Source organism: Bacillus sp. JK106 (genome assembly GCF_053663355.1).
On record NZ_JBSJQC010000002.1, the window covers coordinates 83,635 to 101,593 of the forward strand.

Below are 17,959 nucleotides of genomic sequence, written 5' to 3' on the forward strand. Positions count from 1 at the left end.
TTTTTTGTTATGCTTCTTTTTGTTCGGCGGTTTCCAGCAGTTCATCAAACGCCAGTTTTTTCACTTCGATATATGCGACGTGGTGGCCGTCAATTTCATTAATGATAAATTCGCAGCCTTCTTCGATAATCGAGTCGTATTGTTCGACGTCGTATTTCTGGGTAAGGAACCAGCCGCCGATGGTGTCGACCTCGTCATTTTCTAAATGGATGCCGAGGAGTTCGTTCACTTGATCAATCAGAACCTTGCCGTCAAGCATGTAATGGCCGTCGCCGAGTTTGCGGATTTCATTGATTTCATCGATATCAAATTCATCACGGATTTCCCCGACGATTTCTTCAATAATGTCTTCAACGGTGACAAGCCCCGCGGTTCCGCCGTATTCATCCGACAGAATCGCCATATGAACCCGTTCCTTCTGCATTTTTACAAGCAGATCATGAATCGGTGCCGACTCAATCACATGGATGATCGGATTGACAAAATCCGTAATCGGCGAGTCGACTGATACTTCGCCGCTGATGCAGGCGGTCAGCACTTCTTTAATGTTAATAACGCCGATAATATTATCTTTGTCACCCTCTTCGACAGGGTACCGGGTATATTTTTCAATCTGAATGATATCCATCATTTCAGAAATTTTGATATCATGCGGCAGACTGACGATTTCCGTACGCGGAATCATGATTTCTTTTGCAAGTCTGTCGTCAAATTCAAAGATTTTGTTCACATATTTAAATTCAGACTGGTTGATTTCACCGCTTTTATAGCTTTCCGATAAAATGATGCGCAGCTCTTCTTCAGAGTGGGCAAGCTCATTTTCAGACACCGTCTCCAGACCGAACATCTTCGTTAAAAGACGGGCGGAGTTGTTCAGAAGCCAGATAAACGGGAACATGATGCGGTAAAACCAAATGAGCGGTTTCGAAAACAGCATTGAAACGGCTTCCGCTTTCTGGATGGCGACTGTTTTCGGCGCCAATTCTCCCACGACCACGTGTAAGAATGTAATGATCGCGTAGGCGAGAATAAATGAAATAATATGCGATAATGAGCTTGGTACGTTTATCTTTGTGAAAAGCGGATGAAGCAAGCGTTCAATCGTTGATTCGCCTAAGACACCAAGACCGATGGAAGTCAATGTTATGCCGAGCTGGCACGCCGATAAATACTCATCTAAATGCGTGGTCACTTTTTTGACACCGATTGCGGCTTTATTTCCTTCTGCTATAAGCTGGTCAACCCGTGAGCCTCTGATTCTGATTATCGCAAACTCAGATGCTACGAAAAATGCCGTCAGCGCGATTAAAACCGCGACTAAAATCAAATTCACAATGTCCAATTAGAACCTTCACTTCTTTTGGGAAGATGAAGGTAACACCTCCTGTTAGTAAGATAATGGTTTAACTTAACAGCAGCATAAATGATTGAAGCACTGCAAGCTTTTCAGGAGCCAGCCTTTTTTTCAGCTGGGCGCGCTCCTCTGGTTCAAGCTTTTCAAACCGATTCAAGATCCCGGAGATGTTTTGATTCATGTGATCAATTTCCGATGCCAGATTTCCAACATCGTCAGGCAGGGCTGAAGAGGGAAACTGGTTCTCCAGTCGATCTTTTATATCAGACAGGGCCAATCGCTGCTTTTTACAAGCGACTATAAACTTTAACCGATTAAGTGCAAGTGTATCGTAGTAACGATAGTTCGAACAAGACCTGTCAGGCTTTAAAAGCCCGAGGTTTGTGTAGTAATCCACCGTGCGTTTCGTTACACCGGCAAGCTCTGCTAATTCACTGATGCGATAAGTCTCAGCCCCATCTAAATCCCTCCCCAACCATCACGTTATAGTTATGAGAATAGTTTAATATATGAAGGGGAGTTTGCACAAGTTTATTGTTTTCCGTCTTTCTCCTGAAACGGGGCGGCAGGCTGTCTGAAAAAGCGTTGACTGCGCCATGTAAATCTTTCATAATCATTGTAAATAGAAACGGCAGAAAAAGACAGAAGGGACAGATGACAGTGGCCGGTTTATCAAGGGAAGTGACACAGAATCTGGAGAAAGGTTCATGGATACGCAAACTATTTGATGAAGGCGCTCGGCTGAAAAAAGAGTTCGGCGCCGATAAGGTGTTTGACTTTTCGATAGGAAATCCGGTTGCGGAGCCGCCTGAAACATTTAAAAAGGCGCTATGCGAAGCGGCTGAAACAGGACGGCACGGATACATACAAAACCAAGGGCTTCCGGAGGCGAGAGAAAAGGTTGCCCGCTTTTTGTCAGAGCGGTTTCAGACAGAAATTTCCGCCAGGCATACAGTTATGACGGTCGGAGCCGGCGGGGCGCTGAATGTCGCGCTGAAGAGCATTTTAAACCCGGAGGAAGAAGTCATCCTTCTTTCGCCTTATTTTGCGGAATATAAAGCGTATGTTGAAAATTACCGCGGCAGACCCGTCATCTGCCCGCTGACTGACTCATTTGAGATTGATATTGAAGCGGTTAAAGGTGCGATCACCCCCCGTACGAAAGGACTGATCGTCAATACGCCGCATAATCCGACGGGGACTGTGCTCAGCCAGAAAAACCTTAACGAATTGGGCGCCTTATTAAAAGAAGCCGAAGAGCGGAACGGCCAAAGCATATTTATTTTATTTGATGAACCGTACAGCCAGCTGATCTACGGAGAAGAGCAGGCGAATCCGTTTCAGGCGTATCACCGCGTGATTTTAGTCAGTTCGTTCAGTAAAGATCTCGGCATTGCGGGGGAAAGGCTCGGGTATATCTCGGCGGACGCCCAAATGCCTGAGGGCGATCTTCTGACGGATGCATTCGTTTTCTGCAACCGGACGCTCGGCTTTGTGAACGCTCCGGTCATGATGCAGCGCGCCGTGGCGAAAATGGATGATCTTTCGATTGACGCTGAACCTTACAGAAAGCGGAGAGACCTTATGGTGGACATCCTCACAGAAGCCGGCTTCGAATTTGAAATGCCGAAAGGAGGCTTTTTCGTCTTTCCGAAATCACCGATTGAAGACGAGGTGGCGTTCTGCATGCATGCCGCACAGAAATACAAACTATTGATCGTACCTGGCAGCGGATTTGGAAAAAGCGGCTATTTCCGATTATCTTTCAGCGTGCCTTCGGAACAGATCAGATATTCGCGCGATATTTTCAAAGCACTGTATCAAGATTTTTCTTCATAGCTTCCAATATATAAAGATGGGAGAACGGACACATGTCGAGGAGAAATAATGGCACATCAGACATCAGCATTACAGGAATCGGAGTCTTAACCGCGGTCGGACAAGGCAAGGAGGCGTTTCTCGCTGCGCTCATGGAGGGGCGGCACGCCTTTGATGTGATGAAACGCCCCGGCCGGCAGAAAGGCAGTTCGTTTATCGGCGCGGAGCTTAGCGAATTAACGCCGCCGGACGCGCTGTCGAAGCGCTTGTACCGAAGGGCCGCATTATCTGGAAAGACGGCGCTTATCGCTTTATATGAAGCGTGGCATGACGCTCAATTAGACGGCGCTGATCACAGCCGCACCGGTCTGATCATCGGCGGGTCGAATATGACGCAGCGCGAATTGCTGCAGGCCTTTGAGAAAAACGGTGAAACGCCGCAATTTGTAAATCCGACATACGGGCTTTCTTTTATGGATAGTGATTTGTCGGGGCTTTGCACGGAGCAATTCGGGATAAAAGGGCCGGCCTTTACGGTCGGCGGCGCGTCGGCAAGCGGCCAGGCGGCGGTTATCCAGGCTGCTCAAGGAATCATAGGAGGCCTGTTTGACCGGTGCATCGTGATCGGGGCGCTGGCCGATCTGTCGTACATGGAGTGTCACGCTCTCCGTTCTTTGGGAGCGATGGGCACTGATACATACGCTGAACGGCCTGAAGCTGCCTGCCGCCCGTTTGACCGGCATACGGACGGGTTTATATTCGGAGAGGCGTGCGGGGCGATTGTGCTGGAACGCGCTGAATCTGCCGAAGAGAGGGGCGCACGATCGTGGGCCGGCTTAAAGGGCTGGGGGATGGCTTCCGATGCGAACCGCAACCCGAATCCTTCAGCAGAGGGCGAAATGACGGTGATCCGCCAGGCGCTGGAGCGGGCCGGTCTTTCAGCGAAAGAGATCGATTACATCAACCCGCACGGCACCGGTTCGCCGATCGGAGATAAGACTGAATGCCGGGCGCTTTCTGAAAGCGGCCTGTCGCACGCGCGGATTAATGCGACAAAATCGATTACCGGACACGGTCTGAGTGCGGCCGGAACGGTGGAAATCATTGCTGTTCTCTTGCAAATGCGGGAAAACAAGCTTCATCCGATCCGAAACTTAACGGAGCCGATTGACGATTCATTTCAGTGGGTGACCGACGGGCCGAGCGCCCATACCGTACACCATGCGTTAAGCTTAAGCATGGGATTCGGAGGGATTAATACGGCGCTTTGTTTAGAAAATCATTTCCGAAGCAGATAACGGCAGCCTTCTTTTTGAAGGCTGTTTTTATATGATGAAAAATCTGAAAATGATGAAAGAATGGAGTTGTGATACAATAAACTATACAAATGACAATCATGCTTTGACTTAGGAGGTGGCAGGATGGGGCCCTCTGTGTAGTCAATCACCCATTTCGTTCCTCTCGCTTAAGAAAAAACGATGAAATCAGGAGGTGACGTCCTTATCCTTCAATTCGGGATAAGGTGAAATGGACGATATTGACAGTTTGATTTTAATCGGTGTGCTCATTGCGTTAACGGCGTTTTTCGTGGCGAGTGAATTTGCGATCGTCAGAGTGAGGAGATCCAGAATCGATCAGCTCATCTCAGAAGGGAACAGACGGGCGGTGCTCGCAAAGCGTATCATTACGGATCTTGATGAGTATTTATCCGCCTCGCAGCTTGGCATTACACTCACATCCATCGGGCTCGGCGTACTGGGAGAGCCTGCATTTGAGCGGATGCTTCATCCTGTGTTTCAGGGCATGGGGCTTCCGGATTCAGCCGAGCATGTGATTGCTTTTGCTGCGGCGTACGGGCTGATTACGTTTTTACATGTCGTCGTCGGTGAGCTTGCGCCTAAAACGGTTGCGATTCAAAAAGCGGAAAAGCTGACGTTATGGATCGCCGGACCGCTTCGGTTATTTTACGTGTTCATGTTCCCGTTTATTTGGGTGCTGAACGGCTCCGCGAGAATTCTGACCGGTTTGGCCGGATTAAAGCCGGCATCTGAGCATGAAGGCTCCCACTCTGAAGAAGAGCTGCGGATCCTGCTGTCAGAAAGTTTAAAAAACGGAGAAATCAATCCGTCTGAATATACATTTGTGAATAAAATTTTTGATTTTGATAATCGGATCGCCAAGGAAATCATGATCCCGAGAAAAGAAATCGCCGCTGTTTCCACTGATATGGACGTGCCGGAAATGCTTGATATGATGCTGAAAGACAAATATACGCGCTGGCCCGTAACGGACGGGGACAAAGACAGTGTCATCGGCATGATCAATACGAAGCATCTCTTTTCAGATCTGCTGTTTATGACAGAAGATGAAAAAGCGGAAGTATCCATCACGTCTTACGTCCGCCCGGTGATTGAAGTCATCGAGACGATCCCGATACACGACCTGCTGATAAAAATGCAGAGAGAACGGATTCATTTGGCGATATTGTCTGATGAATACGGCGGAACGTCCGGTCTTGTGACGACCGAAGACATACTTGAAGAAATCGTCGGCGATATCAGAGACGAATTTGATGAGGACGAACAGCCGCAGATTCAAAAGCTGTCCGAACGCCATTATGTGCTGGACGGAAAGGTTCGGATCGATCAGGTGAATCATCTTCTCGGCGCAGAGATTGAAGAGGAAGTCGACACGATCGGCGGTCTTGTGCTGAAACGGAATATTGACATTTGTGCGGGTGAGTCGATACAAATCGGGGGATACACTGCCCTCATATTAGAAATGGACGGCCGGTTTATTAAACAGCTTGAACTCAAAGGAGAACAGGGCCGCCCGGGCGGTCAGGGGACAATAAACCGCCCGCTGCCCGTGCCGGAAACGGTCATGCTTCATAACGCAACCTTGAGCGAAAAATAAGCTCAAGGTTTTTTTAAATGGATATCATAACAAAGCCGCACCAGAATGCCAAAAGGCTTCCGGCTGCTGAAACAGCGATGTAGAGCAGGCTTTCCTTTATGCGGTTGTTCATCATCAGCTGCACGGCTTCAATACTGAAGGTGGAAAAGGTCGTAAACGCACCGAAAAAGCCCGTCGCGATGATGACGCCGGCAGAAGGATTATCCAGACCCAATCCGGTGAATATGCCGAGGCCGAAGGAGCCGAGCAGGTTGACCGCAGCCATTCCAAGCGGAATCGGAAAACCTTTTGTTCTTTCTGAAATTGTTTTACCCAGCAGAGACCGTAATACCGCTCCGATACCCGCCGCGATAAGCATCAGGACAATCGTCATGGCGTATCATGCCCCCTTCCCGCTGCGTGAAGGGCAATCCGCCGTCCCCAAAAAATGCCGGCGTATGCAAGGGCAAGACCAGCGAATAAAGTCGCGGCAGCATAACAAAAAGCCGCTGCGGGAGACGATTGCAGCAGAAAAATGGTTTCTTTTGCGAAGGTTGACATCGTCGTGAAACCTCCGCAAAAACCGGTTCCTAAAAAGGCGGTCAAAAGAGGGCGTTTAGCCCGAATGATGAAATAACCCGTAATAAGACCGAGTAAAAGGCTTCCCGCCGCGTTTTCGAGGAAAGTGGCACCCGGGAAAGATCCGCTGTGAATGTGCGCGCTCATTTCAAAGCGGAGCAATGCGCCAAGCGCGCCTCCGATAAAAATTGCGATGTATTGTTTCATATCAGCCATCCTTAGAAATAATATCCGGAAAATCAGTTACAATGCCGTCAACTGCCATCATTTGCAGCTTTTCGGCCGTCTTGTGATTTCTGACCGTCCAGGCAAATACTTTCAGGCCGTGTTTGTGAGCGGTGGAAATCAAGAACCGATTCAGGCGGGTATATTTAATATTGACATAATTTGCGGCTGATTTGTAAGCGGCCAGCTGGCTTTTGGAAAACATCCCGAAGCTGGGTCTTGCAATAATTGCAGTCGGAATGGACGGATACATGTCGTGAAAGGTCTGAATCGACTTGAGACTGAATGATTGAACGATAGGATAGATGGAAAAGGTAAACCTGCTTAACAGCTGGCCGACTGCTTTTTCAAGACCGACTTGAGAAATGTGCCCTTTCAGTTCAATTAAAAAACCGATTTCAGAATGATAACGCTCCAGAACCTCTTCGAGCAGGGGAATCCGCTCCCCTTTAAACTCAGCCCCATACCAGCTGCCGGCGTCCAGAGACTGCAGCTTCTTCAGCGTAAAATCTTTTACAAAACCGGAGCCGTCCGTCGTCCGGTCGACTTTGTCATCATGGATGACGACAATCTGGCCGTCTTTTGTGAGCTGGACGTCAAGCTCAATGAAATCAGCGTTCATTTCGGCAGCGATATCAAATGCCGCAAATGTATTTTCGGGCGCGTAACCGGATGCGCCGCGATGAGCGATGGTATACAAGCTTGTCAGCTCCCCTCATGGGCATTTCTGTTATTATATCAGATTCGTATATGCACAGCGATTCAAACTGGTGAATGTGCAAAACAGTATTTTTTTGGAATAAAGATAGTGCTTTTTTCGGTTTACAATCCGCAGTGATGTTTTATAATGGCAAAAAGGAGGCGAGATCATGGGAAAAGGGAGATTGAAAGTGGAAGAAAGAATTAAGGCCGAAACCGATGCTGAAATCCAAAAAGCGACTCTCCTGAAACAGACACAATCAAAGAAGAAATAGTGCCTGACCCTGTTGTATCTGGCTGAAAGATGAACGAATGTGTGAAAAACCCCGGCTGTGTTCTGATGCCGGGGTTTTTCAGGCTGCCTAAAGACAATAAAACAAGCTGATGTCCGAATGTTTTAGTATAATAGATTTTCGACAAGACAAAGGAGCATATGCCATGATGACACAATTTCAGAGCTTTTTTACTCTTGACCATATTTTGCAGATCAGTATCAGCATCGGAATTTTAGCGGCTTTTCTCGTTTTGAGAAAACTGTTTGTCAAATACTTTTTTCAGCTCATTTACAAATTGGCGAACAAGCCGAAAACCGACATATTCAAACAGATTGCCGTAGCGTTTGACAAGCCGGCCAGATGGTTTTTCGTGGCGCTGGGTCTGTTTTTGGCGATTGAGTATTCGCCGTTTTTAGACGGGCAGATGGACATTGTCAAAAAAATGTACCGCTCTTTGATCATAGCGCTGATCGCCTGGGGGCTTTGCAACCTGACATCGGCGTCTTCGTTTTTATTTCATAAAGTCAATCAGCGCTTTGAGCTGGATATGGATGACATTTTGGCGCCGTTTTTATCCAAGGTGCTGCGCTTTGTTATTCTCGCGCTCAGCGTCAGTGTGATCGCGCAGGAATTCAATTATGATGTAAACGGGTTCGTGGCCGGACTCGGACTTGGCGGCTTGGCCTTCGCGCTTGCGGCTAAAGATACGATCAGCAATTTTTTCGGCGGCATTATCATCATTACGGAAAAGCCGTTTACGATCGGCGACTGGGTCGAGACGTCATCTGTGACGGGGGGCGTTGAAGATATCACATTCCGAAGCACAAGGTTCCGGACGGCGCAGGGGGCGCTTGTTACCGTACCCAATTCAACGCTGTCCATGGAAGCCATCACAAACTGGACGAGGATGACGAAGCGCCAGGTCACGTTTTCCGTTCGTGTTTCTTATGCGACGCCGATTGATCGTTTAGAGCGGTGCATCACAAGGCTTAGAGAAATGCTTCGTGAACATGAAGGCGTGCATGATGATACGATTATGGTTAACTTTGACGTGTTTGCGGACAGCTATTACAATCTGTTTTTCAACTTTTACACAAAGACCATCGTCTGGGCGGAAAGCCTGGACGTGCGGCAGGATATCAACCGTCGGATTATTGATATTTTTGCTGAGGAAGGCGTGGAGTTCGCCTATCCGGGCCAGAATGTATTCGTAAAACAGAAGAGCCACGATGATCCGGTTCATGTGAAGGATCATTCCGGAGAAAAAGAACGGGCATAACAGGCGCCGTTCTTTTTTCATGATATGATAAAAAGAAAAGGCGGTGGAAGAGTGGAAGCGTTTATAACATTGATCAATCAGGCTGAACGTATCCTGGTGCTGACGGGAGCGGGAATGAGCACGGAATCCGGCATTCCCGATTTTCGTTCGGCGGGCGGTATATGGACCGAAGACACCTCCAGAATGGAAGCGATGAGCAGGGAATACTTTGAACGCCGTCCGCGTGAATTCTGGCCTAAATTCAAACAGCTCTTTCAGATGAAAATGAGCGGAAGCTATGAGCCGAATGCCGGCCATACGTATTTGGCGGATCTTGAAAAGCGGGGAAAGCAGGTAGACATTTTCACGCAGAACATTGACGGGCTGCATAAGAAAGCGGGAAGCAGCAGTGTCTATGAGCTTCACGGTTCAATTCAGACCGCCGCATGCCCCCGCTGCGGAGCGCGCTACGGGCTTTCTCATCTGCTGAAGGACGAAGTGCCGGAATGTACGGCCGAAGTCGGTGATCATGCGGTATGCGGCACCGTATTAAAAACGGATGTCGTGCTGTTCGGCGATCTCGTTCAGCATTTTGAAACCCTTTATGAAAAGCTTGATAAAGCCGATCTTCTTCTTGTGATCGGCACTTCGCTTGAAGTGGCGCCGGCAAGGTTTGTCCCTGAGGATGCGGGCCGGATTCCCGGTTTGAAGCAGGTGATCATTAACCTTGAGCCGACATATTGCGACCATTTATTTGATCTTGTCATCCATGAGAAGATCGGTGAATTTGCAAAACGGATCAGCGCTTCGACATAAAAAAAGCCGGATCATATACAGATCCGGCTTTTTTTATTCATGGACGGGAATCATTTGATCCGTCAGAACATCAAAGGAGTAGCCCTGGGCTTTCAGTTTTTGAATCAGGCTCGGTAAAGCGTGCACCGTCGCAGGCAGATCGTGCATTAAAATGACATGCGGCCTGCTCGTATGAACGCTTTCCAAATATGCGAGCTGATTTAATACTTCCGGCACGTACCGTGCGTTTTTGTACTTCCAGTCTTCACTGTCTATCGTCCAGTCCCAGTACACGAATCCGCCTTTTTCGAGATTCTTAATCTGGGCATCCGTCAATGACGGTTTACTGCCGTAAGGCGTGCGGACAAGATCCGTTTTTACTCCAGTGATTGCCTCGAGCGTATCGCGTCCCTGCTGCATTTCGTTCAGCGGCGATGTCGGTGTTTGATAAAACAGGTGATTATCGTGCGTCACGCCGTGCAGGCCGAGCGCGATTCCTTCCTGCTTCGCTCTTTGCACGGAATGCTTATAGGCTTTCATCCGCGGTTCAAGCATAAAAAAAGTGGCCTTTGCGCCATTTGCCTTCAATACATTCAACAGCTGTTCAGTATATGGAGACGGCCCGTCGTCGAAGGTTAAATATACCGTTTTTTTCCCTGGGTCACGCTCTTTCTGCAAATGTTTCATTAAGACGTCGGGAGAATCATTTTTCAGCCGCAGGCTTTCTGCTTCATCCCGAAGCTGCCCGTTTGCGGTCACGGTGACCTGTTTGTTTTTTGCGGCGGAAGCGGAATATCCCATTATGACGATTACCAGAAGCAGTCCGCACAAAACTGCTAAACTCGTAAGTTTAAAAGCTAATGAAAACAGAGAAGGGGAAGCACCTTCTTTTGTGTTGCGCATAACAATCTCTCCAGTAGCATAAGTTTCTGCATAATGCCGATAACAGCGGAGGCTTGCGAAGTGCCATAAGTTAACAGCATATGTATGTCGAATCAAGTATACAGGAACAAAACTGGAAAAGACATAGAAAAGATGTCGAATAATAAGATTTTAAGAAAAAAATAAACTCCGCAGCCGGCTCGTTCAGTATGATAGAATAGTTGACAATAACAGCTGAGAATGCACATCACGGCAGATAACGATTAGGAGGGTTTACATGAAGACATTAGTAAACGGCCAGTTGATTGATCGTGAAGAAGCGGCAGTTGATATTGAGGACCGCGGATATCAATTCGGTGACGGTGTGTATGAGGTCATCAGAGTGTATAACGGCGCCTTATTCGGTCTGCGTGAGCATATCGTCCGTCTTTTCAGAAGCGCCGCAGAAATCGGCATCACCCTGCCGTTCTCCGCAGAGGACATAGAATGGGATCTGCAAAAGCTCGTACAGGAAAACAAACTCATTGACGGCGGGGTCTATATACAGACGACGAGAGGGAAGGCGCCGCGGAAGCACCAGTATGACGAAGGTTTGGAGCCGCAGACGACGGCATACACCTTTTCAGTGAAAAAACCGGAAAATGAACAAAAAGCCGGAGCGCAGGCCATCACGGCGGAAGACAAACGCTGGCTGAGGTGTGACATTAAGAGTCTGAATTTACTGTATAATGTGATGGTAAAACAAAAAGCCTATGAAGCAGGCGCTTATGAAGCGGTGCTGATAAGGGACGGGGCGGTCACGGAAGGAACCTCATCCAATGTATACGCCGTCATAAACGGCACCGTCCGGACGCATCCTGCAAATGAGCTGATTTTAAACGGCATTACGCGGATGAAACTGTTAGAGCTGATGAAAGAAAACGGGATTGAGGTGCGGGAGAAGGCTCTTACCGAAGACGAACTCAGAGATGCGGATGAAATTTTCATCTCGTCAACGACGTCTGAATTAATCCCGATCGTAACCCTTGACGGAAAACCGGTCGGAAGCGGCGCGCCGGGACCTGTAGCCAAAACGATTCAGGAGGCATTTCAGTCGCACATTCAGCAGGAGCTCGGCGTTCAGTCATAAGCTGAAAAAAAGGCCGGAACACATCCGGCCTTTTTGCTTCAGTCAGATAAAAAGAGATTCGATATGCTGAACGAGTACACGGGAGATCTTCTCTTTTGAAAGACGATCAGGTTCAAGCATGGCATGCAGCGCCAATCCGTCGGCGATAGCGTACATTTTCTCCGCTTCGGTTTCTTTATCAAGATTTGGTTTCAGAAGCTTATTTTCATCCAGCCAGTCAATCAGGCCGCGGATATATGCCAAGATCCCGTCCTGCTGGGGTTGAAACTCTTCTCCCTTATGTCTGGCATAAGCTGTGAAAGCGAACCACACCTCCATTTCAGCCATCGTTTCTTCATCTGTCGGGATAATTTCAAGCATCAGACGCACCGCTTTTTCTTTCGGCGGCAGATCTTTCATGGAAACTTCGTTAATTCTGGCGGCCGCTTTTTCTTTTACGAGTGTCATCGCATACCCTAAAAGCTCATCCTGGGTGGTGAAATAGTGCCTCAGCGCGCCTAAAGAAAGACCCGCTTCTTGGGCGATGTTTCTCACTGTCGCTCCTTCCATTCCCCGCTCCAAAATCGTCCGCCAAGTGGCTTCGGCTATTTGTTTTCTTCTTTTTTCATGATCGATTATTTTAGGCATGGTTCCAGTGTAACAGGAAATATTTTTTCTTGCAATTTTGTAATACAGTTGTATTAAATAAAAAGCAGTGATACAATGCATTTTAGAAAACGATAAGGGGGAACCGGATTGAACGCGATTGCTTGGTTGATTGTCATTTGTGAGGCTGCTTTTTGGGCGGCTGTCATCTTCGGATTGGCGGCGCGCTATATATTCAGGCGGCAAAAGCTCGGAATGTTTTTTTTCGCTCTCATTCCTATATTGGATGCCGTACTGTTTCTGGCGGCCGCAGCTGATTTATACAGAGGGGCGGCGGCGACTATGGCGCATGCAGTGGCGGCCGTTTATATCGGAGTGTCTGTCGCCTTCGGAAAAAGCATGATTCAATGGGCGGATGAGCGGTTCCGCTATTATGTGGTAAAGGAAGGGGCAAAACCGGTCAAGCGGTACGGACTGGATTATGCCAAACATTATGCAAAAGGATGGGGAAGACATGTATTAGCATTTGTCATCGGCGGCGTTCTTTTAGCCGGAACGGTATTTCTCATTCAGGACGCTTCCCGCACCGAAGCGCTCAGCGGACTGTTAAAGGGCTGGTCTGTCGTATTGTGCATCGATTTTTTGATCATGGCGAGTTTTTTTGTGATGCCGAAAAAAAGAAAAAACAGCCGGGAGCTGTAAAAAAAGCAGCTTTTGATTAAGCTGCTTTACAGAAAGAATTATTTTACGATCAGCACGGGAATATCGGATTTCGATGACAGTTTTTCACTGACGCTTCCGAATAAAAGTTTTTTCAGCCTGTTCTGGTCCCGGCTCCCCATGACGATCAAATCCGCCGATATACGGTCGGCATGCTCGATAATGGCATCAGCGGGATCACCTTCTAAAATGTCGATATCCCCGTCAATCTGGCTGTCGTTCATCAGCATTCTCGCTTCCGCAACGATTTCTTCCGTACGGTCTTCATAAATCATCGGATCAGGGGAGATTCTTTCCGCCTGGAGCGGGTCAGGAACGCTTGCAATCCCGCCGCCGATATACGTTGCCCCGGCTCCCGGCCTCGGGGGATCAACAATCGTCTGGGTATCTTTTGCATTGTGGGAATGTACGACCGTTAAATCCGCGTGAAACGTTTTTGAAAGGTCTATGGCTTTTTGGAGCGCTTTTTTACTATCATCACTTCCGTCAAAAGCTGCTATCAACCGGTCTGCGTGAAACATCAGCCTCATCCTTTCAGTAAAAAAGGTTTGTTTTACAATACCCGTGCGGCAGAAATGTAAAACCCGCATTGACAAAAAAAGGATTTGTTTATATGATGAAGGAACAATATAGGGAAAAAGGAGGTATGGATCATGTCAAAACTAAAGCTTGTCAACTCATCTTCAGCTGAATACCGGCGTGACTCCCATACAGCTTCCGTTTTCTGAACATTTGCTTAAAAACGGGGCAGTCGCGCATAAACGGCGGGTCTGTACCTTATTTATAATAATAAGAGGCATGGAGCTGAGGCTTCATGTCTTTTTTTATACAAAAAAATGAAAGAAAGACAGGTGTGATGCATGTGGCGGCATTAGCGAAAACAATGAAAAACAATCCGGAAAAGCTTGAGGGCGGCTGATTGATGAAAGGGGATGACGGTATTTGTTTACTGTATTAAAAAAGCTCGCGTGGTTTTTTAAAGCCTATTGGCTGCGCTATACGACAGCGATTGTTCTGTTATTGATTGTGAATGTCATTGAGATGTTTCCGCCTAAACTTCTCGGTAACGCAATAGACGATATGAAGGCGGGCGTGTTTACGAAAAGCGGGATGCTGTTTTACATATGTGTTTTTCTCGCATTAACGGCAGCCGTCTATTTACTGTCTTATTTTTGGATGTATCAGCTTTTCGGCGGGGCGAATGTCATGGAGAAGATTCTCCGATCAAAACTGATGGGAAGGCTTCTTCAAATGTCACCGCCGTTTTACGAGAAATACAGAACGGGCGATTTAATGGCGCGGGGGACAAATGACCTGCAGGCCGTCAGTATGACGACGGGCTTCGGGGTCTTAACGCTCGTTGATTCGACGATGTATATGCTGACGATATTTTTGACAATGGGGCTTCTCATCAGCTGGAAGCTGACATTTGCCGCGATTATTCCGCTGCCGATAATGGCGGCTGCGGTCAGCCTGTACGGAAAAAAGATCCATGAGCGGTTTACGGAAGCGCAGGATGCTTTCGGATCATTAAATGACAAGGTGCTGGAGTCGGTATCCGGCGTCCGGGTCATCCGGGCTTTCGTACAGGAAAAAAATGATGTCAGCCGGTTCGGTGATATGACGGCGGATGTATATGAGAAAAATATGAAGGTGGCGTTTATCGATTCACTTTTTGAACCGACTGTGAAACTTCTCGTCGGCCTCAGCTATCTCATCGGTCTCGGCTACGGCGCTTATCTCGTTTTTCAAAACCGGCTGACGCTGGGAGAGCTGGTATCGTTTAACGTGTACCTTGGAATGATGATCTGGCCGATGTTTGCGATTGGAGAATTAATCAATATCATGCAGCGCGGCAATGCCTCCTTGGATCGTGTCAATGAGACGCTTTCCTATGAGCCTGACGTGATCGGGCCCAAGCGCCCCGCCGGCATCAAGGAGCCCGGGCGTCTTGTTTTTGAACAAGTGACTTTCACGTATCCGAGCGGAGCGGGACCGGCGGTTTCCGATGTATCTTTTTCCGTAGAAAAAGGGCAGACACTCGGCATTGTCGGGAAGACGGGAAGCGGAAAGACGACGATCATTAAGCAGCTGTTGCGTGAATATCCGCCCGGGGCGGGAGCAATCACGTTTACAGGCGTTCCGATTCAGGAGATCCCGCTTGAGGAGCTCCGCGGGTGGATCGGCTATGTGCCGCAGGATCATATTTTATTTTCTAAGACTGTAAAGGAGAATCTGCTTTACGGACGGCAGGATGCAAACGAAGAGGAAATCGGCGGCGCGCTGAAAGATGCGCATTTTGAAAACGATATCGGCATGCTTTCCGACGGGCTTGAGACGCTTGTCGGCGAGAAGGGCGTAGCGCTCTCGGGCGGACAAAAGCAGCGCATATCAATTGCGAGAGCGCTTTTGACCGATCCTGACATTCTCATATTAGATGATTCGCTTTCTGCCGTAGACGCGAAAACGGAAGCCGCCATCATTGACAGCATCCGTAAAAAACGGCGGCATAAAACAACGATTATCACCACCCACCGGCTCTCGGCAGTTGAACACGCAGATCTCATTCTCGTCATGGATGAAGGCCGGGTGTCTGAAAGAGGCACGCACCGGGAGCTATTGGAGCAGAACGGCTGGTATCGAAAACAATATGAGAGGCAGCAGCTGTTCTCTCTTGAAGAAGGGGGGACGGGCGCATGAAGACCGGGAGAAGATTATGGAATTACGCGCTTCAATATAAGAAGCTGCTGATATGGGCGGTCGTCCTGCTCATTATTGCGGTCGGCACTGAGCTGACCGGCCCGTTTATCGGAAAAAAAATGATTGACGACCACATTCTCGGCATTGAAAAAACATGGGTTAAAGCCTCTGCGGACGATCCGGGCGCCGTCAGGTTCCGGGGGCATGATTATGTCAGGGAGGACCGGCTCAAACCGGGGGCGGATAAAACCGGAGAGGCGCACATTTATCAAGTCGGTGCGGGCTACTATTTTGTTGACCGTCCCGTCAGTTTTGACGGAAACCGTTCGGTGGCTGACGGCCGGCTGACAATATCAAACGGTAAAGAAAGCAGGTCATATCCCGCCATTACGTTATCAAGACAGGAGATTTTTGAATTTTACCGTCCGGAAATAAAAGGATTGCTGACGTTGACCGCCATTTACGCCGGACTGCTCATGTTTTCCGTATGTTTTCATTACGGTCAGCATTATCTGCTGCAGATGGGAGCGAACCGGATCATACAGCGCATGAGGCAGGATGTATTTTCACACATTCAGAAAATGCCGATCCGCTACTTTGATAATCTGCCTGCAGGAAAAGTCGTGGCTCGTATTACGAATGACACAGAAGCGGTCAGGGATTTATATGTAACGGTGCTGTCGACATTTATCACAAGCGGCGTTTATATGCTCGGTATCTTTACGGCGCTGTTTATGCTTGATGTCAGGCTGGCCGCCGTTTGTCTTCTGATTATTCCGATTTTAATGATCTGGTCGGTTGTGTACCGCAAATACGCATCCGTCTTCAACCAAAAAATCCGTTCCATTAACAGTGACATCAATGCGAAAATGAACGAGTCCATTCAAGGAATGCCGATTATTCAGGCGTTCCGCCGCGAGAAGGAAACGATGAAGGAATTTGAAGAATTGAATGAAGCTCATTTCCGCTACAAAAACAAAATGCTGTCCTTAAATTCCCTCATGTCCCACAGTCTTGTCAATGTGTTGCGCAATCTGGCGTTTGTCGGGCTGATCTGGTATTTCGGAGGCGCGAGTCTGAGTGCGGCCGGAATTGTTTCGATCGGTGTTTTATATGCATTTGTTGATTATTTAAACCGTTTGTTCCAGCCGGTTACGGGGATTGTCAACCAATTTTCGAAGCTTGAATTGGCCCGTGTCTCTGCCGCCAGAGTATTCGAGCTTTTACAGGAGGAGGAAACGGAAGAAGAAGGCGCTCCCGCAGACAGAAAGGCGGAAGGGACAGTGGAATTCCGCGATGTTTCTTTTGGATATCGAAAGGGAGAAGAGGTGCTGAAACACATCAGCTTTACAGCTGAAAAAGGGGAGACGGTCGCCCTCGTCGGCCATACGGGGTCCGGCAAAAGCTCTATCCTGAATCTTCTGTTCCGTTTTTATGATGCCCAAAAAGGGGATATCCTGCTGGACGGAAAAAGCATATACGGCATGTCAAGACAGGAGCTGAGATCCCATATGGGGATCGTGCTTCAAGATCCGTATCTTTTCTCTGGAACGATCGGCTCCAATGTGACCCTCGATGATCAGCGTATTTCTTTGGAGCAGGCGGAAGAAGCGCTTCGCCAAGTCGGCGCCGCAAGTCTTCTGCAATCTTTGCCGAAGGGCATCAGAGAGCCCGTCACTGAAAAAGGCGGCACACTATCCTCAGGCCAGCGTCAGCTGATTTCTTTTGCAAGAGCGCTTGTGTTCGATCCGGCCATTTTAATTTTGGATGAGGCGACGGCGCACATTGACACCGAAACAGAAGCAGTCATTCAAAAAGCGCTGCAAGTCGTTCAAGAAGGGCGCACGACATTTATTATCGCCCATCGGCTTTCCACGATCAGACACGCAGACCAGATTCTCGTGCTGGAAAAGGGCCGCATCATTGAAAAGGGAAGCCATGACGAATTAATGGCGCAAAAGGGGCAGTACCATCAAATGTATGAATTGCAGAAAGGATCGGCGAAGTCCGCGGTGTAATCGGAAAGGGTGAATCTAAAGAGATTC

Annotated in this window: 18 protein-coding genes; 10 read left to right on the forward strand and 8 right to left on the reverse strand. The window is 48.3% G+C overall.

The window, feature by feature from the left end; genetic code table 11:
• Nucleotides 1-7 precede the first annotated feature (7 nt).
• On the reverse strand, nucleotides 8-1,342 hold the full coding sequence (locus tag ACWJJS_RS05925) for a hemolysin family protein (protein ID WP_017417354.1): 1,335 nt from the start codon (nucleotides 1,340-1,342) through the stop codon (nucleotides 8-10).
• Nucleotides 1,343-1,403: 61 nt separating this feature from the next.
• Nucleotides 1,404-1,829: a MerR family transcriptional regulator gene (locus ACWJJS_RS05930; RefSeq protein ID WP_014304704.1), complete on the reverse strand. Its 426-nt coding sequence runs from the start codon at nucleotides 1,827-1,829 to the stop codon at nucleotides 1,404-1,406.
• A gap of 179 nt (nucleotides 1,830-2,008) precedes the next feature.
• Here ACWJJS_RS05930 and ACWJJS_RS05935 point away from each other — a divergent pair, with 179 nt between their 5' ends.
• The 3 genes from ACWJJS_RS05935 to ACWJJS_RS05945 all read left to right on the forward strand — a co-directional run bounded on the left by ACWJJS_RS05935 (nucleotide 2,009) and on the right by ACWJJS_RS05945 (nucleotide 6,088).
• On the forward strand, nucleotides 2,009-3,193 hold the full coding sequence (locus ACWJJS_RS05935; RefSeq protein ID WP_070082696.1) for a pyridoxal phosphate-dependent aminotransferase: 1,185 nt from the start codon (nucleotides 2,009-2,011) through the stop codon (nucleotides 3,191-3,193).
• 32 nt (nucleotides 3,194-3,225) lie between these two features.
• Complete coding sequence (locus ACWJJS_RS05940) at nucleotides 3,226-4,470, forward strand: beta-ketoacyl synthase N-terminal-like domain-containing protein (protein WP_070081567.1); 1,245 nt, start codon at nucleotides 3,226-3,228, stop codon at nucleotides 4,468-4,470.
• A 229-nt stretch (nucleotides 4,471-4,699) separates the two neighbouring features.
• Nucleotides 4,700-6,088, forward strand: a complete 1,389-nt coding sequence (locus tag ACWJJS_RS05945; protein ID WP_454023405.1) for a hemolysin family protein — start codon at nucleotides 4,700-4,702, stop codon at nucleotides 6,086-6,088.
• Nucleotides 6,089-6,101: 13 nt separating this feature from the next.
• Here the strand turns inward: ACWJJS_RS05945 and crcB are convergent, their stop codons facing one another.
• The 3 genes from crcB to ACWJJS_RS05960 are packed head-to-tail and all read right to left on the reverse strand — an operon-like array spanning nucleotide 6,102 to nucleotide 7,571.
• The gene (gene crcB, locus ACWJJS_RS05950; RefSeq protein ID WP_046341233.1) at nucleotides 6,102-6,461 is read right to left on the reverse strand and encodes a fluoride efflux transporter CrcB; all 360 of its coding nucleotides are present in this window, start codon (nucleotides 6,459-6,461) and stop codon (nucleotides 6,102-6,104) included.
• Nucleotides 6,458-6,853, reverse strand: coding sequence for a fluoride efflux transporter FluC (locus ACWJJS_RS05955; RefSeq protein ID WP_070081569.1), 396 nt, complete (start codon nucleotides 6,851-6,853; stop codon nucleotides 6,458-6,460). The genes crcB and ACWJJS_RS05955 overlap by 4 nt, the downstream gene beginning before the upstream one ends.
• 1 nt (nucleotide 6,854) lies before the next feature.
• Entirely contained in the window at nucleotides 6,855-7,571 is a 717-nt protein-coding gene (locus ACWJJS_RS05960; RefSeq protein ID WP_454023406.1) for a glycerophosphodiester phosphodiesterase, read from the reverse strand.
• Between the two features lie 169 nt (nucleotides 7,572-7,740).
• On the opposite strand from ACWJJS_RS05960, the gene ACWJJS_RS05965 reads away from it, so the two are divergent.
• From ACWJJS_RS05965 to ACWJJS_RS05975, 3 genes are all read left to right on the forward strand, one after another.
• Nucleotides 7,741-7,845 (forward strand): YhdX family protein, encoded by a 105-nt coding sequence (locus tag ACWJJS_RS05965; protein WP_003155299.1) that lies wholly within the window; start codon nucleotides 7,741-7,743, stop codon nucleotides 7,843-7,845.
• A 163-nt stretch (nucleotides 7,846-8,008) separates the two neighbouring features.
• A complete protein-coding gene (locus ACWJJS_RS05970) occupies nucleotides 8,009-9,124 on the forward strand; it encodes a mechanosensitive ion channel family protein (protein ID WP_003155296.1) in 1,116 nt (371 codons plus the stop codon).
• Between the two features lie 24 nt (nucleotides 9,125-9,148).
• Nucleotides 9,149-9,919: an NAD-dependent protein deacylase gene (locus tag ACWJJS_RS05975; protein ID WP_411859589.1), complete on the forward strand. Its 771-nt coding sequence runs from the start codon at nucleotides 9,149-9,151 to the stop codon at nucleotides 9,917-9,919.
• Nucleotides 9,920-9,952: 33 nt separating this feature from the next.
• Here ACWJJS_RS05975 and ACWJJS_RS05980 read toward each other — a convergent pair whose 3' ends face one another.
• Nucleotides 9,953-10,801, reverse strand: coding sequence for a polysaccharide deacetylase family protein (locus tag ACWJJS_RS05980; protein ID WP_025649537.1), 849 nt, complete (start codon nucleotides 10,799-10,801; stop codon nucleotides 9,953-9,955).
• 256 nt (nucleotides 10,802-11,057) lie between these two features.
• On the opposite strand from ACWJJS_RS05980, the gene dat reads away from it, so the two are divergent.
• Complete coding sequence (dat, locus tag ACWJJS_RS05985; protein ID WP_077722003.1) at nucleotides 11,058-11,909, forward strand: D-amino-acid transaminase; 852 nt, start codon at nucleotides 11,058-11,060, stop codon at nucleotides 11,907-11,909.
• 42 nt (nucleotides 11,910-11,951) lie between these two features.
• Here dat and ACWJJS_RS05990 read toward each other — a convergent pair whose 3' ends face one another.
• Nucleotides 11,952-12,536 carry a TetR/AcrR family transcriptional regulator gene (locus ACWJJS_RS05990; protein WP_454023407.1) on the reverse strand — a complete coding sequence of 195 codons (585 nt, stop codon included), beginning with the start codon at nucleotides 12,534-12,536 and terminating at the stop codon, nucleotides 11,952-11,954.
• Between the two features lie 108 nt (nucleotides 12,537-12,644).
• Between ACWJJS_RS05990 and ACWJJS_RS05995 the strand changes: the two genes are divergently transcribed.
• Nucleotides 12,645-13,196, forward strand: coding sequence for a hypothetical protein (locus tag ACWJJS_RS05995; RefSeq protein ID WP_060657740.1), 552 nt, complete (start codon nucleotides 12,645-12,647; stop codon nucleotides 13,194-13,196).
• Nucleotides 13,197-13,234: 38 nt separating this feature from the next.
• On the opposite strand, the gene ACWJJS_RS06000 is transcribed toward ACWJJS_RS05995, so the two are convergent.
• The gene (locus tag ACWJJS_RS06000; protein WP_003155289.1) at nucleotides 13,235-13,735 is read right to left on the reverse strand and encodes a universal stress protein; all 501 of its coding nucleotides are present in this window, start codon (nucleotides 13,733-13,735) and stop codon (nucleotides 13,235-13,237) included.
• A 421-nt stretch (nucleotides 13,736-14,156) separates the two neighbouring features.
• Here ACWJJS_RS06000 and ACWJJS_RS06005 point away from each other — a divergent pair, with 421 nt between their 5' ends.
• Both ACWJJS_RS06005 and ACWJJS_RS06010 read left to right on the forward strand, forming a co-directional pair.
• Nucleotides 14,157-15,914 (forward strand): ABC transporter ATP-binding protein, encoded by a 1,758-nt coding sequence (locus ACWJJS_RS06005; protein ID WP_071392047.1) that lies wholly within the window; start codon nucleotides 14,157-14,159, stop codon nucleotides 15,912-15,914.
• The gene (locus ACWJJS_RS06010; protein WP_454023408.1) at nucleotides 15,911-17,932 is read left to right on the forward strand and encodes an ABC transporter ATP-binding protein; all 2,022 of its coding nucleotides are present in this window, start codon (nucleotides 15,911-15,913) and stop codon (nucleotides 17,930-17,932) included. Before ACWJJS_RS06005 ends, ACWJJS_RS06010 begins: the two co-directional genes overlap by 4 nt.
• Nucleotides 17,933-17,959 lie beyond the last annotated feature (27 nt).

What these genes read in the sequence shown, in the direction of transcription:
- ACWJJS_RS05980 (WP_025649537.1), bottom strand. Translation starts at nt 10,801, where the DNA reads ATGCGCAACACAAAAGAAGGTGCTTCCCCTTCTCTGTTTTCATTAGCT.
- ACWJJS_RS05935 (WP_070082696.1), top strand. Translation starts at nt 2,009, where the DNA reads ATGACAGTGGCCGGTTTATCAAGGGAAGTGACACAGAATCTGGAGAAA.
- ACWJJS_RS05940 (WP_070081567.1), top strand. Translation starts at nt 3,226, where the DNA reads ATGTCGAGGAGAAATAATGGCACATCAGACATCAGCATTACAGGAATC.
- ACWJJS_RS05990 (WP_454023407.1), bottom strand. Translation starts at nt 12,536, where the DNA reads ATGCCTAAAATAATCGATCATGAAAAAAGAAGAAAACAAATAGCCGAA.
- ACWJJS_RS06010 (WP_454023408.1), top strand. Translation starts at nt 15,911, where the DNA reads ATGAAGACCGGGAGAAGATTATGGAATTACGCGCTTCAATATAAGAAG.
- ACWJJS_RS05975 (WP_411859589.1), top strand. Translation starts at nt 9,149, where the DNA reads ATGATAAAAAGAAAAGGCGGTGGAAGAGTGGAAGCGTTTATAACATTG.
- ACWJJS_RS05955 (WP_070081569.1), bottom strand. Translation starts at nt 6,853, where the DNA reads ATGAAACAATACATCGCAATTTTTATCGGAGGCGCGCTTGGCGCATTG.
- ACWJJS_RS06000 (WP_003155289.1), bottom strand. Translation starts at nt 13,735, where the DNA reads ATGTTTCACGCAGACCGGTTGATAGCAGCTTTTGACGGAAGTGATGAT.
- ACWJJS_RS05970 (WP_003155296.1), top strand. Translation starts at nt 8,009, where the DNA reads ATGATGACACAATTTCAGAGCTTTTTTACTCTTGACCATATTTTGCAG.
- dat (WP_077722003.1), top strand. Translation starts at nt 11,058, where the DNA reads ATGAAGACATTAGTAAACGGCCAGTTGATTGATCGTGAAGAAGCGGCA.
- crcB (WP_046341233.1), bottom strand. Translation starts at nt 6,461, where the DNA reads ATGACGATTGTCCTGATGCTTATCGCGGCGGGTATCGGAGCGGTATTA.
- ACWJJS_RS05965 (WP_003155299.1), top strand. Translation starts at nt 7,741, where the DNA reads ATGGGAAAAGGGAGATTGAAAGTGGAAGAAAGAATTAAGGCCGAAACC.
- ACWJJS_RS05945 (WP_454023405.1), top strand. Translation starts at nt 4,700, where the DNA reads ATGGACGATATTGACAGTTTGATTTTAATCGGTGTGCTCATTGCGTTA.